Here is a 15,843-nt window from a genome sequence, read left to right as displayed (position 1 = left end):
CAACCGCCGCATTTACCGTGTCTCACGAACCATAGGGCTTTGTGATCCTTGGCTCACTCGCCCAGAGACTCAGCCTTATATGCGATTTCTGTACGTCGGCTCGCACCTTTGCACTCAGACTGCCTCCGCACAGCCCCTCGCGGGACTGCACTTGCCTTAAGCTAGTGGTTGTCATCAGCAGGCGTCTTTACCGCCAGTCAGATGTAGGTTCTCCCACAGGGGACTTTCACCCCATCAGTTCATGCCCATGCCGGGCGTACCAAGGGCAAAAATGGCGAGCGCGAGTTTTGCCGCCGGGTGGCCACCCTGACCAATGGCCGCGTCAACCTGCGGCGCAACCTGGCGCAGTGCCGCGACAGCGGCGACGATACCGGGGCCGCCAACGCCGTGGGTCAGTTCAGCATTGAAATCAAGCGCTGGCAATCCGTCAGCGATGCCCGGTTGCGAGACTGGTGGTCGCAGTGTTACCGCAATGCCAGCGCCCGGGAAAAAATTCCGGTACTGGCCTTTCGTGCTGATCACCAAAGCTGGCAGGTCATGATGCACCCGGATACCTTTTTTTCTGAAGAGGATGTGCGCGGCTGTATCCGTATGGACATCGAATTGTTCTGCCAGTGGCTGCTGCACCCCGTTTCCTTTTCCATGGACCAGGATCGCTGATATGCGACGCAAACCGGACGTGATTGATGTGCTGCTGGAGTACTGGGCCAGCTGGTATTACATCTATGCCACTGAGGATTTCAGCCTGGGTAACAGTCAGCTGTTTCAGTTTGTACAGGCAAGCCATGGCGAAAGCCGGCCATTATGGCTTGGCACCCGCAGTAACCGGAAGATTCTGGCGCTGAACCATGACCTGATCGACCGGTTGCCAATCCGCCAGGTCATCCTGCTGGTCATTATTTACGGTACGCCGGGACCGATTTACCAGAAAGCCAGGTTATTAAAAAAAACCGTCAGCCAGTTGCAAACCCTGTGCCGAAAAGCCCGGCGTATCGCGTTAAATCATATCCCCAACCACCTGACAGCGGAGATATCCCACCGTGATCGTTACCGGCATTGAAGCGCAAAATCAACGGGTACTGCACGGCCATTGCCACCAGTGCCTGCACCGCATCAAGACTGAACGCAATCCCTGGCGGCTGGTGCAGCTGCTGGATCATGAACTGGCGCACCGACAGCGGCGACGGCTGATCAACGGGTTGCTGCGGCGGCTGGATTATTGGAGGCCATCATGACGTTTTATTTTACTTTTGGTCACGGACATATCGGTTTTCCCGGTTACGTGAGAATCACCGCACCGGATGCCGACAAGGCACGGGAGACCATGGTCAGGTATTACGGCCAGAAGTGGTGCGGGCAGCTGGACAGCCTGGGCGAAGTGCATCCGCTGGATCGTCACCTGCAGGACACCCTGGTATGGCCGGAGTAGAGAAAGTGAAGATCAATATGGACCACATGCGCTGGCAAATGACCGGTGCGCTCAATCACCTGGGTCGTGACCTGGTGGCATTGCTGATCAATTTGCCGGAGCAGGAACGGGACGACCTGATGGCCGCCTTCAGTGAGCTGGCAAGTTACATCGGCGGGTTGAACTGCATGTACATGGACAACGACCCGCTGTTCAGTGACGTCAGTGAAAAGGTGTCGGTGATGGATATTTACGAAGTGATGAACAACCAGGACTGAAGCACCGGCCCCGGAGCATGTGGTGATGTCGCGGGCCGGTGGCTGACTGGACTCAGCGGTTACAGTATAAGACAGTTTGCAGGTGTGGGTATGAAGGCAATCCGGTGGGACGACGGGAAGGACTGTGCGGTGCTGGAGAAGTATTGCAAAAAGTGCGGTGACTTTTATCCGATGACCAGTGAATTCTGGTACCGGGACAAGCGCTCAAAGGATGGGTTCAGGCATTGTTGCAAGGGGTGTTATTCGGAGTTGCCGTCGGTAATGCAACGACTAACTTATTGAAACGTTGATACGCGAATTTTACGGGTGCCTATGGATGATGATGAACTGTTCATGCGTGCCTTGACTTTAACATTCACCGTACCAATATGTGTGCCCACCGACGTCAATTCAGAAAACATTTGTCGGGCAGCACCGCCGGTAGTTCTCATGTTGTCACTGACCTGGATCACGTCATTAATATACAGTTCAATATAAGCGGTATGGTCTTCTGGCTGGTTAATGGCAATAGGCGATACAGAAATGTAGCAATAGACTCGGTGTATGGTGACATTGGCATTAACCAAAGTAACCCAGGACGTACCAAAAGAACTGGACAAGGTATCCACCAGATAGGTTTTATAAACATCGCCAATAATGTGATCGGCATACACAGTGCCTTCAAATTCGCCTTTCTGAGCATAAATAGTGCCGTCTTGGTAAACCCGAAAGGGCGCTGAGTCCTTGTTAATATTGCCCGCCCATAACCTGACATCAGAATTTAACGCAGACAGACCCACCAATTCATTGCCGTTACCTACATATAATGTACCGTCAATCACGCCGTTAGAGCTGAACAAACGCCCAGTCTTGTCCACTTTAAACGGTGCCAACTTTACATTATCAACATTGGCACCTGACCAGAAACGAATATTCTCCATCAAAGCATTATTCGGGTAAGCTGAGCCATTCATACCTGCCGTGTTATTTCCGGTACCCGCCGTAATGGTCGACGTTGCCGAAATCTCCCGCCCGGTAATGGCATCCGAAGCCACCTTGCCAGCGGTCACCGCATTGGCTTTCAGCATCGGCGTACTGATGCTGTCCGGCCCGATCTCGGTTTCGGTGATTTGCCGGGCTTCGGCTTCAAACTCACCACTGAAGTTCAGATCGGTCGCGCCCCACTGGTCTACCCACGCCAGGCGCACCCACCATCGGGTGTTGACCGGCACCGGCACACTCAGCAAAGCGTTTTTAGAGGTGGCCAGCAAATTGGCCGGTGACGGCGTAAAGCCACTGCGCTGTTCACCATAGACCCGCAACTCCCGCAGGTCGGTGTCGTCCGGATGGTGGCACTGTACCATGAGGGTGTTCAGCAGCCCGGTCACCTCCACATTGTCGGGCACCGCTGGCGGCGGATTGGTGGCCGTCAGCTCACCATACGCTCCCAGCACCCCGTTGCCATTCTCTGCCGCGACCTTCACCGTTAAAGTGCGACCAGCCGCGTCCTGCTGTGCGTCGGTGTAGTAGTAGCTGTACTGGCTGATGTTGCGCTCCAGATACAACGACCGCACCTCGATGCCGTGGCTGATGACCCGCACCACGTACCGGGCGGCCGCCGGTTGCGGGTCCCACCGCACCTTCAACGCGTCACCGGTAAACGGTTCAACCAGCACCGGCAGAACCAGGCCCGGCGTATCAAAATCACCGCCGGCATTGACGACAATGTCGGCCCATTCACCGCTTATGGCACCCACGGCAGCAACGCGGCAAGTCAGCAGGCCCACCTCAGCAGCAAACTCATGCTGGTTGATAAACGACTGGCCAGAACCTGCCGGTTGCCAGGTCTCCCGGCCGTCGGCGGAGTACTCAATCAGGTAACGGTCGGCACCCACGGCGATGGCCCAGGACAGGAAAATGACCGGTGCATGCACCGTGCCACCCTGGGTCGCCAACAAATTGCTGATCACCAGGCCCGGTGGTGGGTGGTTTCACCTCCGGCGGTGGCGGTGGCAGCACGCCCTGGTCCACGGTGTGGACAAATGCCGATTCAATGCAACCGGCAATGGTGATCTTGTTGTCCGCCTCCGGCGTGATGGCGGTGATCTTGACCGGCCAGCTGACCTTTGCGCCCTGCCCGATCAGGTAGTGCGTCGGCTCCCGGTCGCTGTCTTCTTCTATATAGGGCAAGGTATCCAGCACCCGCACCCGGTTGGGTGCAACGGCTTCTATCGGCAATGGCGCGGAGGGTGCGCCGTGGCGGTCGCGCACAATGCAGTACCAGTGCTCACCGTCCAGATTGACGTCGCTGGACAGGGTCAGCACCGATCCGCTGACCGCTTCGACAATGCCACCAAACTGCTGGCCTGCACCCATCAAGTCGTGGTTGATGATCACCAGGTCACCGAAGGTGGGGATATGGCCCTCCAGCCCGGTGGTCCAGCTCACCATCTGCCGCCGCTCCCGGTTGCTGGCGGACAGGTACATGCCCTCCCGCCAGGCCTGTTCATATTGGGTGCAGCCGAACAGCGTCACTTCCTGCGGGTTGTCGGCAGTGTCGTTCGGCAACTGGCAGGTAATGGTGGTTTCGCTGTAGTCACGGGTTTCGTCCCAGTAGGTAATCTTCACCGCGTCGGCGGTGCGGTCGTCGTGCATGACGTAATCGACGGAGAAGTCGCTCATGTTGGCCATGCCGAACACCTGCGACGGCACGTCTATCTGCTGGTCGCGGATAAAGCGGATCAGGTTGCCTTGCCTGACCGGTCCGCTGCGGCACACCTGGCCGATCTTGCCCAGGCCGTCCCACAGGGATTGTTCGGTATCAAAACGGCCATCAAACCGGTCGCCTCGTTCATCAAACAGGGCTGCCAGATAGTGCAGGCCGGCCAGGTCCAGTTCACTGTCGGCAAAGTCGCCGCCATAGCGGGCGCGCACGGCATCGGCAAAGGCCCAGGCCGGGTTGCGGTTGATCTGCGGCGCGCTCCAGCCGTCGGGCGACCAGACCGGCACCAGTCGTTCGTTCAGCAGGTTGACCAGCCGACTGGCGCTGTCCGACAGGTTGGCCGACGCCCGCACGCGCATGGCCAGCAGGGTCACGTCGCCGTACTCGTTGTCGTCAACCAGAAAGCCCTTGATGGCACCCAGCTGACAGTTGCGCACCTCGTGGTCCGGTCCCTTTCCGGTGCTGCGGCTGACCGTGACCCGGTAACGGCCGGGCGCGACGTCGGCGGCCAGGGTGCGGCGGATGGCGGTGCGGGTGCAGTCGCTGATGCTGCCATTGAACACCGTCACGCCACCGCCGGTGGGATTGCCATCGTCGTCCACGGTTTCTGCGCTGATCTGCAAACTGACGCCGACGCTGTACTCATCGCCGTTGTCTTCGTTAACACCCATCAGCCCGCCGGGAAATACCACGTCCACGGCAATGCGGCTGATTTCAGTCTCCACCGCATTAACAATGTACGGCCCCAGGGTGATGGCTTCGGACATGTCCTGGCCACCGGCTTCGGCGGCGGTGACCACGGCGGTGTGAAACAGCGTGACCCTGCCCAGGGGCGGGATGATCTCGGTGGTGACTTCGGCGAAGTTTTCTATCGGCGTGTCTTCCAAACGGATATCACTGACCCGGTTCTCGCCCTGGCCGATGCAGAACAGCTGGTACAAATACTGTTCATTGGATTCGTATTCTGAATAGGGCTTGGCGGCAAAGTCGGGGTAAATGCGCATGCGGCCATAGTTGGCCGGGATCGGTGAGCCGAGGCGTGCAGCGTTGCCCTGGGCACCTAACGAATAGGTGGATGATCCGGTGGACGGTGTGGCGCTGTTGGGCAGGCCCGGTGGTGGGAACACGGCATTAATCAGCATACCGCCACCAATCATGATGGCAGCTTGAGATATTCCAACCTGAAATGCTGAATACCCAACATTTAACCAGGCAGCTGCCAGACCACCAGTCCAGACCGTCAACGCAATCATGGCAATGGCTGCCAGCGGGTTGGTGCCGCTGTCGCCACCGGTAGGCAGCGTGACAAAACAGACTGGTTCGTCAATAGGCTGATCATACTCTGCCCGCAGCAGCTCCCTGTCACCATACACGCACACAGTGGGCAAGCGATTCAGGCGTATTTCACCGCCATGATCGTTCAGCCACTGCTGTATGGTCAGGGTGCTTTCTACGGGATAACGGGTAATATCAGACAGGTCAAACGGATTGTTTAACCAGAGCACTTCAGGTTTGTTCATAACAGAAAGAACGTCATAAATCCTTGTGGCGATAAAACGTCGGGTTCACCCACCCATTCTGCTCCAGCGTCACCCGGTCCTCAAACACTACACCGGCCTGACGGTGACAATGCAAAAACCGCCCACCCATGATATCCAGCCACAACCCGCAATGGGTGGCGCGGTGGTGACCGGGCGTAAAGAACACCAGGCACCAATGCTCCGGCTTCGGGATCGGCTGCCAGGGCGACAGGTTGTTGTCGTCCTCAAAGGCTTTGAGTACCTGGCGCAGGTTGTCGGCATCGATGGCAATGGCGGGCAAATCAATCTGCAGGCAATCCCGGTAGATATCCCGCACCAGGGTCCAGCAGTCCTGCTGGCCATTGACCCAGGGTCGGCCAATGTATGAGTTGAAAGTTGAAGGTTGAAAGTTTAAAGGGGGTGCAATTGTCGGGCTTTTCACTTTCCACTTTCCACTTTCAACTAAGACCGGGAAACCGGTCACTGGTGTAGTTCTCTTTCGGGAACGGCAGATTGGCCGGATTGATGTGCGCCGCCGTCAGCGTCACGCTGGTCATGGTGGCGCTGGCATTGCGGATCGCCAGCTTGATGCTGGACAGCCGGGTAATGCGGTCGTCGCCCTCGTCCACCAGGTACGGCCTGAACACCACCTGAATGCTGTCACCGGAGCGGCTGGCAATGTCCAGGTACGGCGTCATAAAGCCGCTGACGTTATCGACAGTAATCTGCAACGACGGGTCCGGCTCTTCGCTGATGGGCGGTCGCTTGATGCTGAAAAAGAACGGCGTGAACTCCACCGTGTCGCCGGTCTCAATCTCAGCAGTCAGCGGGTCGTTGTCGGCGACAATGCGCAGCGGTTGAGTAAACTGCGGGTGCATCAGCTCCAGGGTGTAGAGCATGATGCGGGTGTCGTCGGCGTTGGCGTAGGCTTCTTTTTCGGCGGGGGTCATTTTCAGTAAACAGTAGACAGTGGCCGGTGATCAGTGACAAGACGGTTAGCCCTGGTCCAGATTGGGCAACAGGTTATCAAACGGTTTGGCGGCCAGTGCCGTTTTCAGCTGGTTTAACGCACTGCGAAAACCGGCCTGGTTCTCTACCGGTACACCCACTTCAGCGGTCATCTGTTCCTCACTCATCAACGTGACCGATTCAGCGGCGCGGGTAATCTTGGCCAATCCCTGCTGAAGATGGTTGACACCTTCAGCGGTCAACTGGCCCATGGGCAAACTGGCGTTGTATACAAATCGTGCCATGGTTACACCTCGTTCATGACTAGTGTGTTCAGTGTCTCAACCTGTTTTTTCAAAGCCAGGGCTTCGGCTTTGATTTTGGCCTGCTGTTCTCGTTTAATGCGTTGCTGTCTGGCTTGGCCGTTGGTAATGTAAATGCGGTTGTCGATGTATACCGGCATTGGTAGCGGTTTATTACCCTCTTTCAGCCATTGCTGGTATTCCTGCCAGTCGAAGTTGTCGGTGCAGTCTGGGATGTAAGCTAGGTCTGATAAGCGAAGGACGCCGGTTTCAGTTAATTGATACATAACAATCATCTAAAGTTCAGCGGAGGCTGTGTAATGCAAAACAAGTGTTTTTGCAGCACCACCGGTATTAAAATTAACATCCATTGATAATCCCGACTGATTGCCGCCTATAGCTGCTCCAGCAGTCAATGCAAACTCGCCACCATGATGTAATTGTGCCGCACTATTTACTTTCCCAGTGTCTGGATTGTAGGCAGTAAATGTTGGGTTTGTTCTCATGGTTACCGGAAATACTGTTCTTCCAAAAATGAAATTTTGAAACCATCCCGTTGCTGATGTATTGAATGCTATTCCAACCGCTGAATTTCCTGGGGAAGTTGATGTTCCAGGAGCTATACCCAAAGGGTAAGAAGTTTGAAAATACCTCTGACACTTAGCCAGATTGGTTTCGGGATCGTCGGGAATAAATGGGGTGACTACTGAACCAAATTCTAATTTTGGCCTACGTATTAATATGGTATTACCGTCTGTCGCAATAGAACCAAGCACAAGATGATAGGCCAAATAATTTACATTTGATAAATCCACATCTGAAAAATCTAATGTGACTGATCGCTCTGTCCAAGCATTAGCTGGTATATGGACAATTTGACTTAACGTTTTTCTGGGCTTTCCATCCGTGTACTCAACCAGTAATTCAAGATTTATATCGCCTGCCATTGTGCTGCTATGCACTTCCACAGATAATGTCATTTTTTTGTTTTGACGATCACCATTAAAACTCGACTTTAGAGTTTTAAGAGCACAATAGTTCCGGCGCATAATCTGCTAAAAGCAACCATCCCCAATGACGAAATTCGAGATGGTTGCCATGCTCACTTCAGATCATCAAGTAATCCTCAGGGAGCTCGCTTCATATACAACCTTTCTTGCTGGAGCGCTATCATCAACTGCAGTACCAACGTTCTGCGAACTGCTGTTCGGTTGCATGCTTTCAGCCGACGGCTTTGTTACACAGGCGTTGTTAACAATTGATTTTCATTGTGTGTGGAGCAGCTACCACCACTGGCTATCTCAGGGCAAGTGGCAATGGAAGAACTTGGCACGCCACTTGATCCGTCTGGTCTGCTCCAAAGCTCCTGAGAATCAACCTGTGGTCCTGGGGCTTGATGACTGGGTAATCGAACGGTTTTCCGACAAAGCCCCTGCTTGTCGTACACATCATCAACACAGCAAGAAACGCAATCGGCCGACGTACATCTGGGGGCAGTGTTGGGTTTCCCTGGCCATCATATTTGAGCGGGCTGCAGATGAAGTATTTACCGCCATACCGGTGATCTCATTTCCGACACCAGCTTCAGGTAACACCAGCAAACTGAAAATTGCCGTGGCCATGCTCAGGGTGGTACGCAATGAAGTGAAGGATCGAGTGCTACGCCTGCTAACCGATTGCTGGTATATGAACTGGACACTGATAAAGCCAGCTCTGGAAATGAACATAGAAGTTGTTGGTCAGATACCTTCAAATCGGGCCCTCTATGCTTTGCCGCCAGCACCCACCGTAAAGAAGCGAGGGCGCCCAAAAAAGTACGGCATCAAGATGACGACAGAACAGGTTAAGAAACTGCCGGAAGAAAAAGCAACAGTATGGATGTACGGCAAATTTCGCAAAATACGTTATCGTACCCTGATCTGTCGCGCCAGATTCCTTAAAGGTCGTGAAGTACGCGTCGTCTGGAGTCGCTTTGAAAATGACAAAGGTCTGACCGAAAGCAGAATATTCATCTCGACCAATCCGGAACTTGAGGGACTGGAGGTGCTTCGTGCCTATTCCCGGAGATGGCCGGTAGAGCCAATGTTTCACCAACTCAAACATGCTTTTGGCTGTTGCCATTTATGGCAGCAGAAATTGCGAACACTGCTTCGATGGATGCATTTGAAAATGGCAGGCTATGCATTATTGCAGTTATTAACCGTTTGTAAAAATCAGGCATGTCTGAATATTTCTCGGATACCCTGGAGAAGCCCGGATACAACCACTGCAGGCATGATGAAAATTGCTCTTTCAGGAATTATTCCGAGGTTCTCTATTCGCAAGGGCTGGAACAGATATAAGCAAAAATATGAGTTCAATTTTCGCGATCTGATCGACCAGTTAATACCGGATAATTCAGAAGCAGCATAACTAAAGGCTTTTAGGCAAAAAACGGAAGTAATAACGAACTTGGAAAAACAGTTCACTGATTTCGGCTTGCTTCACTATAAAAAGCTGACCGAATTATCGTTTTATACAGACTCTAAAGTCGAGCATTAAAAAACCCAGCAAAATAAATAGCTTCTATATAGTGAACAATATTTAAGTCTATTTTTCCAACGGGTCTTAGGTTTACATAATAAGTTTCTTGTGACGATTGCCCATATTGAAAGGAGTTGAAATTAACCTGTTGCCCTGTATTAATCCAGAATTTCCAACGATCACAAAAGTAAGTTTGACCTGGGCCAGCAATGCCGCCATAAATAGCACGTTGATTAACGGAAAAATCAGCATTCATCAACAAATTCGGATTACTTATAGCTTTTAAACTGGCCGCAGCTGCCTCTGACCTATCCGCTTCACTTTCTGACCGATCTGCCTGCTGTGTAGCCGTACTGGCAGAACCAGCAGCTGCTGTCTCACTGACTCCAGCCTGGCCGGCACTTTCTTGAGCATTCTGTTCAGCTGTCTGAGCGACAGAAGCAGACTGTTGTGCGGCGGTTTCGCTGACTTTGGCATTATTGGCCGAGTTCAAGGCATCGCTGGCAGAACTGCCTGCTGATGTAGCACTGCCCTGTGCCTGGCTGGCACTGCTGGCACTGGCGTTTTCGCTGGCCTTGGCTTGGGTGGCGCTGGCTTCAGCCCGGTTTGCACTGGCGGAACTGTTGGCGGCAGAATCCGAACTTTGTCGGGCATAATGCAGGCTGGAATACAACTCATCATCTACCAGGTTATCAACCGGATTGGCTGCCCAGGCTTGGGCCAAAGTCGCCTGTTGGGTGGCAATAGTTGCCGATTGACTGGCTTGCCCGGATGCACCGGTTGATGTGGCCGCACTGGCTGCCGCTGCCGTGGCGCTGTCAGCCGCATCGGAGGCCGATTGGTTGGCCTCGGTTTCACTGGCCAAAGCATTGCGGGCAGACGTCGTCGCCTGTGTGGCACTGTCAGCCGCTGCCTGCTCACTGCTGGCCGCTTCAGTCGCACTGGCCTCGGCCTCTTGCGCTTTTTCACTGGCCGTAATAGCGCTGGTTGCGCTGTCACCGGCACTGTCCAATGCGGACTGGCTGGCGCTGTCAGCACGATCCGCCGCAGCGGTGGCATCATTCACCGCCTGATCCAGCGACCCGAACTTCTGTTCAATGGTCTCCTGGGTTTCCTGGTAACAGTCCTCAATCATTTTTTTCGGAGAGCGCACCGTGTTGCCCGGTGCCACCTCCACCACGGTGTTTTCATTGCCGGTGATGATCTCGGTGGTCAGTGCCACGTCGTTTTTCAGTTCATCCGTGGCCTGGATGATTTCCTGGTCAATCTGTCGGCTCATGGCGCTGAACTCCACTGCAAGGGCCATTCGGTGTGTATAAAGTCGTGCAGCGGGTCATCAAAGGTGCCGTCGGTGATGCCAATGCCGCCCAGCAGTTCACCGGCCAGTTGGTCATTTGACATGACCGGTGGCTGTGGCACATAAAGGCTGGCGGTGACTTCAAAAAAATCCCGCACCGGGTTGATGGTCAGCGGCCCGTCAAACCTTGCAGTAGTCGAGGTCATGCCGTTGTAGGCAGGCAGGTCAATCTCAAAGTATTTGCCGCTGGCCTGGCGGTGAAACTGCTCCAGCTGACCGCATTGCTCCTGGTTGACCACCCAGCACACCGTGTCGGTGACACCGCGCTTGCGCACCGTGCGCCGCTGGCGTTGCCAGGCGTCAAAGGTCTGCGGTGTCTGCTCGCCTTTCAGGTTGCGGCTGTAACCGCTGCGGCACAGGTCAATAGACGGCGGAAACGGCATAATCAATCTCGGCTTCGCTGGACAGCGACCAGCTGCTGCCGTTCAGGCTGGCCTGCACCGGCGCAATGAACCGCGCCCGGCCCGCACGGCCACACCAGGCGATATCAAAGCGCGACACGCCGTCGTGCAACCGCCAGCGGTGCCAGGCTTCAAAAATGCGGAATTGGTGCTCGGTCAGGGTCCAGCTCAGTTGCAGGGTCTGGCGGTGGTTCGGGTTGAGCACCCGACTGCGCGGCGCAATGTCGCCTTCGCTGGTCAGTCGGTGTTCGGCGGTTTCGAAGGTGCTGCCGGCCAGCGGGTCCGGCAGTGCGGGTGGGTAGTAGGCCATAATTACGGGTCATTGCTGGTAGTACTAATATTCGGTACTATTGCGGCTATACTGTTGATGAAGTAAAACCATGAAAAAGAAGCATGCCACGACACTGCGCAAGCTCTTTGCCAGGCCAATCAGCGGCAGCATTCACTGGGCGGATATTGAAAGCTTGTTTATTGCCCTTGGTGCCCGGATCGAAGAACGTGAAGGCAGCCGGGTCAAGGTGGTGCTGTTCGGTGAGGTGCGGATCTTTCACCGCCCACACCCGTCACCGGATACCGACAAGGGCGCGGTGGCCAGTATCCGCCGGTGGCTGGAAAACAATGGAGTGACGCCATGATTAACCAGATGACCATTAACGGCTATATCGCCGTCATTACTTACGATCCGGAGATTGACCTGTTCCGGGGTGAATTCGTCGGCCTGAACGGCGGCGCTGATTTTTACGCGGCGGATGTCAAGAGCCTGCACCAGGAAGGCAAGGTCTCCCTGAAGGTGTTTCTGGATGCCTGCAAGGAGGAAGGCATTGAACCGCGCAAGGCGTTCTCCGGCAAGCTGAACCTGCGCATTGACCCGGATCTGCACGAATCCGCCAGTGTCGCTGCCGCCGCCAGTAACCGCAGCCTGAACCAGTTGATTAATGACGCGTTGCGTCAGTCGCTGAATTAGTGGCTGACCATTTACTTGATGCCGCGCAAATGGTCTTTCAGGCTCCACAAAGGTTCTTGTGGCGTCTGGCGGCTACTCAATAGCTTTTACGTGACAGCGCATACCGTCCTTCCAGTGTGCGCGCCAGTCCCTGGCCTCGGCTAATCTGTTCATTCATACGGCTGTCCACCTGTTTCATAAACACTTCAATGATGTCGCCCTGTTCCGTCTGCCGGGTACGGGTTTCAGCCGTCTCGCCGGGCTGGGTGTAGATATTGACCTGGGTGTTGCCGCCCAGTTTGTGGTTCGGTGTGATGTTGCCGCTGTTGCTGGCGGTGAACAGCTCCGGGCCTTTTTCGCCCACCAAATAAGTCTGGCCCCGCATGACCGGGCCGCCGGTGGCTTTGCCAGGGACCAGACCCATGCCCTGCAACAATGGCTGGGTGATATTGGCCTGGATGGCGATGCGCAGGATGTCATTGATGATGCTTTCGGCCAGTCGCCCGAAGTCCATTTGTCCTTTTGTAACCATATTGGCCAGCTCGGTGCTGAAGCTGTTAGCCCAGTTGGTGGCCGCCATGGCCATGGTGTCGGTGCTGGCGTTGATGGCCTTGGCCAGGCCGTCGAAACTGGTGGCCTGTTCGTCGTTGGCTGCTTCGGTCTGCGCTTTCAGCCGGGTCAGTGCCTCTTCGCGCACGGCTTCGGCCTGCAGTAAATACTCCGTTTGCAGCTGTAACAGGTTGTCGTAACCGGCTTTTTCCAGCTGTTCCCTGGTCAGTTGCAGCGCACCGATCTGCTCGACCTGTTTCAGGTAGTTCTGGTTGATCAGCTGTTCCTGGGTGGCAAAGGTGCGGGTCAGGCTGTCCAGGAGGCGCTGGTTTTCGCCAATGATACTGTCAGTGGTTTGTTTGACCGTGGTCGCCACGTTGCTGCTGTTGCCACCGGTGATCGTACCCGGTTGGTTTGTTAATCGCTCCTGCAGTTTTTTTTCTGCTTCGGCTTCCTTGGCCTGAAGGTCCCAGCGTTTTTCGGCCAGCGTCTTGATCTCTTCGCGCAGTTTGATGGCCTGCGTGTTCAACGCCGCCAGTCGTGCGCTGCCGTTGTAGCTGCCGGGATTTTTTTCCAGCAGAGCAATACTGGCATTGACGTGGTCCAGCTCTTCTTTTAAATCGGCACCGCGTTCAATCATACCTTCCAGGGTACGCGGGTCTTCGGCCCAGCTGTCGAACTGTGTACCCAAGTACTCCAGCGCGTCACTGATGACCTTGCCCAGCCACTCAATCTGTCCGGCGGCACCGGCCACACCTTTGGCAAAGGAAGTGGACAACTGGTTGCTGACCCGGTTAATCATCTTTTCCGATTCGCGCAGGGCAGTAATGTCGGCCTGTGACATAATGACGTTGGCGTCACGGGCTTCCTGCGCCAACCGGTGATAAGCGTCGCCGTTGTTCTCCAGCAGCGGGATCAGCTTGCTGGCGTCGTTAGCAATGGCCTCCAAATAGAACACTTGTTGCTCCATCGGCACATTGGCGTCTTCCATGGCCTTTTTGACCCGCAGCAGCACGTCCGGACCGGATAATCCTTGCAGCTGTTCAGCCGTTAAACCGACCCTGGGTGCCACTTGCTCAAAGAAGTCCCTGAACTCACCGCCACCGGTGGCAATGAAGTCACCCAGCTTGTCCTGCACGTCCTTGCTGATGTCACCCAGTTTTTCAGCGGAGATGCCAAACTGGTTGGTGGCGTAGGCCGCCGCCTGGAAGTCTTCAACCGACTGCCCGGCCAGCTGCGCCATGATGTCGATCTGCTTGGCGTTGGCCAGCGTTTTGTTGAACTGGTTAATGGCGGCTGCAAATCCCAGGTACCCGGCCGCCATGCCGGCAATATTGCGTGACAGGTTGCTGAAGCTGCGCTGCATTTGCCGGGTGTAGCGCTGTGTATCGCGGTTCGCTTCCCGCAGGCCGACAATATAACGGGCGCTGTTGGCGACCAGATCTACAACAACGGAGGCGATTCGCAGATTTCTAGCCATTATCCCAGTACCTTGCGAAGCTGGATGTAGTCGTCATGTTCAGAGCTCATGGCGGGTTCAGTCTGAAGGCTGAAATAGGCAATCCAGCCGGTGAGTTCACTGCAGGGCAACGACTTAATTTCCTGCACGCTTTTGTGAAGGCGCAAAGCCAGATCGAACAACAGACGCTGCCAGCCGTCACGCTTCAGTGCTTTTTTTCCTGCTCGATGGCGTCTGCACCCAGCTGGCTGAACCTCAGCGCTTCGGTGTAAATCGCCATGACACTGCTGGTCCCGAACCGGTCACTGACAGTGACCAGTTCCTTGTCAGTGGGTTCGCGACCGGCCAGTGCCCAGGTGGCCACATAAACGACGTCGGACATGTCCACCTGATCGTCGTCCTCGCTGATCGTGCGCACCCGGTCAATGGCACTGATGGGCAGTTCGTGGATCTGGCAGGTCACGTCATTGGGCAGCGTCACCAGGGTCGTGCGCACCGGTGGGTGCTCCAGCAGTGCGGCCAGTGAATCGTAATTCATGCGGCTTTCTTCAGGGCGGTTTTGGCGCTGGCGAGGGTCCACGTCACGTCACCGGACTGCTTGCCGTAAGCGGTCCAGACCAGTGCCCCATCGCCAGCGGGTTCGTTGATCTGCCAGCCGGACATGACCAGGGTAAAGGTGGCGATCCTGCCGTTGGCCAGCTCGACTTTCATGCTGATGGTGGCCATGGCTTTGGCCAGTGCCAGAAACTTCTCCTGGTTGGCGTCACCGGGTACGTCGTTGCCGGTGATCTCCTTGTCGGGCGGTGTTTTCAGACCGGGGATATAGGTGCGCGTGGTAGCGGCAATGGGCGTGGTTTCGACAAACTCGCCCTGCTCGCCGATGGCACCAATACTCAGGGCTTCAACCAGAGGTAAAAAGGTGTCGGCAGTGTCCGGGTCTTCAAACGACAGGATGCTGCCTGCGCCGATTCTGGCAACGGTGGATGCAGCCATGATAAAGCTCCTATGTTCAGTTTGAGATGAATCAAACCAGTTGCGATTGCTGGGTGACGGGTGACCACAGAACGATTCGCTGACCATTGCGGACGTCAAAATGAAACCAGTCCACATCGTCTTCCATAAAGGTGATGTACGGGAACAGCAGCCGGTTCCGGATAACCTGGTCCCGGATATCCGCCGCCGGGTGTTCTTTGAACTTGCAGTCCATGGCCCGGCCAAAGGTGTGCTGGCTGGTCGGGCTGAACTCAGGGGCATCCGCTGTGCGCAGGCCCGATTGCTCAAACCGGCCATCCCAGTGCCAGTCATTGACGGTGCAGGGGCCGAAGGTGTCACGCAAGGTATCCAGGGTAATCAGCACCCGTTCGTCGATCAGCTCAAAGCTCTTGTCCTTGCGGCTGGCAAAGATCTCCGGCGGCACCAGTTCATAGGCCTGGAAATGACGTGGCAGGTACATA

General features: G+C 55.3%; 23 protein-coding genes. 8 read left to right on the top strand and 15 right to left on the bottom strand.

Annotation, left to right across the window (positions count from 1 at the left end; translation table 11 throughout):
* Positions 1-297 precede the first annotated feature (297 nt).
* From MJO57_RS14580 to MJO57_RS14560, 5 genes are read left to right on the top strand one after another with little or no spacing between them, the layout of a single operon-like run.
* Positions 298-660, top strand: coding sequence for a hypothetical protein (locus tag MJO57_RS14580; protein ID WP_252026357.1), 363 nt, complete (start codon positions 298-300; stop codon positions 658-660).
* Position 661: 1 nt separating this feature from the next.
* The gene (locus MJO57_RS14575) at positions 662-1,060 is read left to right on the top strand and encodes a hypothetical protein (protein ID WP_252026355.1); all 399 of its coding nucleotides are present in this window, start codon (positions 662-664) and stop codon (positions 1,058-1,060) included.
* Positions 1,041-1,235 carry a hypothetical protein gene (locus MJO57_RS14570; protein ID WP_252026353.1) on the top strand — a complete coding sequence of 65 codons (195 nt, stop codon included), beginning with the start codon at positions 1,041-1,043 and terminating at the stop codon, positions 1,233-1,235. The genes MJO57_RS14575 and MJO57_RS14570 overlap by 20 nt, the downstream gene beginning before the upstream one ends.
* Entirely contained in the window at positions 1,220-1,429 is a 210-nt protein-coding gene (locus MJO57_RS14565; protein WP_252026351.1) for a hypothetical protein, read from the top strand. The genes MJO57_RS14570 and MJO57_RS14565 overlap by 16 nt, the downstream gene beginning before the upstream one ends.
* Positions 1,417-1,686 (top strand): hypothetical protein, encoded by a 270-nt coding sequence (locus MJO57_RS14560; RefSeq protein WP_252026349.1) that lies wholly within the window; start codon positions 1,417-1,419, stop codon positions 1,684-1,686. Before MJO57_RS14565 ends, MJO57_RS14560 begins: the two co-directional genes overlap by 13 nt.
* A gap of 275 nt (positions 1,687-1,961) precedes the next feature.
* Here the strand turns inward: MJO57_RS14560 and MJO57_RS14555 are convergent, their stop codons facing one another.
* From MJO57_RS14555 to MJO57_RS14525, 7 genes are read right to left on the bottom strand one after another with little or no spacing between them, the layout of a single operon-like run.
* On the bottom strand, positions 1,962-3,620 hold the full coding sequence (locus MJO57_RS14555) for a hypothetical protein (protein WP_252026347.1): 1,659 nt from the start codon (positions 3,618-3,620) through the stop codon (positions 1,962-1,964).
* The gene (locus tag MJO57_RS14550; RefSeq protein WP_252026345.1) at positions 3,535-5,907 is read right to left on the bottom strand and encodes a host specificity factor TipJ family phage tail protein; all 2,373 of its coding nucleotides are present in this window, start codon (positions 5,905-5,907) and stop codon (positions 3,535-3,537) included. The genes MJO57_RS14555 and MJO57_RS14550 overlap by 86 nt, the downstream gene beginning before the upstream one ends.
* A gap of 13 nt (positions 5,908-5,920) precedes the next feature.
* Complete coding sequence (locus MJO57_RS14545; RefSeq protein ID WP_256493348.1) at positions 5,921-6,349, bottom strand: NlpC/P60 family protein; 429 nt, start codon at positions 6,347-6,349, stop codon at positions 5,921-5,923.
* A 16-nt stretch (positions 6,350-6,365) separates the two neighbouring features.
* Positions 6,366-6,857: a DUF1833 family protein gene (locus MJO57_RS14540; protein ID WP_252026341.1), complete on the bottom strand. Its 492-nt coding sequence runs from the start codon at positions 6,855-6,857 to the stop codon at positions 6,366-6,368.
* Positions 6,858-6,902: 45 nt separating this feature from the next.
* A complete protein-coding gene (locus MJO57_RS14535; protein ID WP_252026339.1) occupies positions 6,903-7,160 on the bottom strand; it encodes a hypothetical protein in 258 nt (85 codons plus the stop codon).
* A gap of 2 nt (positions 7,161-7,162) precedes the next feature.
* A complete protein-coding gene (locus MJO57_RS14530; RefSeq protein ID WP_252026337.1) occupies positions 7,163-7,453 on the bottom strand; it encodes a hypothetical protein in 291 nt (96 codons plus the stop codon).
* Entirely contained in the window at positions 7,454-8,206 is a 753-nt protein-coding gene (locus MJO57_RS14525; RefSeq protein ID WP_252026336.1) for a hypothetical protein, read from the bottom strand.
* 25 nt (positions 8,207-8,231) lie between these two features.
* Between MJO57_RS14525 and MJO57_RS14520 the strand changes: the two genes are divergently transcribed.
* Positions 8,232-9,569, top strand: a complete 1,338-nt coding sequence (locus MJO57_RS14520) for a transposase (RefSeq protein WP_252017304.1) — start codon at positions 8,232-8,234, stop codon at positions 9,567-9,569.
* A gap of 112 nt (positions 9,570-9,681) precedes the next feature.
* Here MJO57_RS14520 and MJO57_RS14515 read toward each other — a convergent pair whose 3' ends face one another.
* From MJO57_RS14515 to MJO57_RS14505, 3 genes are read right to left on the bottom strand one after another with little or no spacing between them, the layout of a single operon-like run.
* Complete coding sequence (locus tag MJO57_RS14515) at positions 9,682-10,986, bottom strand: hypothetical protein (protein ID WP_252026334.1); 1,305 nt, start codon at positions 10,984-10,986, stop codon at positions 9,682-9,684.
* Positions 10,956-11,426 (bottom strand): hypothetical protein, encoded by a 471-nt coding sequence (locus tag MJO57_RS14510; protein ID WP_252026332.1) that lies wholly within the window; start codon positions 11,424-11,426, stop codon positions 10,956-10,958. Before MJO57_RS14510 ends, MJO57_RS14515 begins: the two co-directional genes overlap by 31 nt.
* Positions 11,398-11,748, bottom strand: coding sequence for a hypothetical protein (locus MJO57_RS14505; protein ID WP_252026330.1), 351 nt, complete (start codon positions 11,746-11,748; stop codon positions 11,398-11,400). Before MJO57_RS14505 ends, MJO57_RS14510 begins: the two co-directional genes overlap by 29 nt.
* 70 nt (positions 11,749-11,818) lie before the next feature.
* On the opposite strand from MJO57_RS14505, the gene MJO57_RS14500 reads away from it, so the two are divergent.
* Complete coding sequence (locus MJO57_RS14500; RefSeq protein WP_252026328.1) at positions 11,819-12,073, top strand: type II toxin-antitoxin system HicA family toxin; 255 nt, start codon at positions 11,819-11,821, stop codon at positions 12,071-12,073.
* Positions 12,070-12,402 carry a type II toxin-antitoxin system HicB family antitoxin gene (locus tag MJO57_RS14495; RefSeq protein ID WP_252026326.1) on the top strand — a complete coding sequence of 111 codons (333 nt, stop codon included), beginning with the start codon at positions 12,070-12,072 and terminating at the stop codon, positions 12,400-12,402. The genes MJO57_RS14500 and MJO57_RS14495 overlap by 4 nt, the downstream gene beginning before the upstream one ends.
* 76 nt (positions 12,403-12,478) lie before the next feature.
* On the opposite strand, the gene MJO57_RS14490 is transcribed toward MJO57_RS14495, so the two are convergent.
* The 5 genes from MJO57_RS14490 to MJO57_RS14475 are packed head-to-tail and all read right to left on the bottom strand — an operon-like array spanning position 12,479 to position 15,842.
* The gene (locus tag MJO57_RS14490; RefSeq protein WP_252026325.1) at positions 12,479-14,410 is read right to left on the bottom strand and encodes a phage tail tape measure C-terminal domain-containing protein; all 1,932 of its coding nucleotides are present in this window, start codon (positions 14,408-14,410) and stop codon (positions 12,479-12,481) included.
* A complete protein-coding gene (locus MJO57_RS32780) occupies positions 14,410-14,538 on the bottom strand; it encodes a hypothetical protein (RefSeq protein ID WP_256493297.1) in 129 nt (42 codons plus the stop codon). Before MJO57_RS32780 ends, MJO57_RS14490 begins: the two co-directional genes overlap by 1 nt.
* 56 nt (positions 14,539-14,594) lie before the next feature.
* Positions 14,595-14,927 carry a hypothetical protein gene (locus MJO57_RS14485; protein WP_252026324.1) on the bottom strand — a complete coding sequence of 111 codons (333 nt, stop codon included), beginning with the start codon at positions 14,925-14,927 and terminating at the stop codon, positions 14,595-14,597.
* Positions 14,924-15,382 (bottom strand): phage tail tube protein, encoded by a 459-nt coding sequence (locus MJO57_RS14480; RefSeq protein WP_252026323.1) that lies wholly within the window; start codon positions 15,380-15,382, stop codon positions 14,924-14,926. The genes MJO57_RS14485 and MJO57_RS14480 overlap by 4 nt, the downstream gene beginning before the upstream one ends.
* Positions 15,383-15,413: 31 nt before the next feature.
* Positions 15,414-15,842: a hypothetical protein gene (locus MJO57_RS14475; protein WP_252026321.1), complete on the bottom strand. Its 429-nt coding sequence runs from the start codon at positions 15,840-15,842 to the stop codon at positions 15,414-15,416.
* Between the last annotated feature and the right edge of the window lies 1 nt (position 15,843).

Origin of the sequence: Endozoicomonas sp. SCSIO W0465 (assembly GCF_023716865.1) — a bacterium.
In the GTDB taxonomy this organism is placed as follows: domain Bacteria; phylum Pseudomonadota; class Gammaproteobacteria; order Pseudomonadales; family Endozoicomonadaceae; genus Endozoicomonas.
This window is presented reverse-complemented; position numbering and strand designations above follow the sequence as displayed.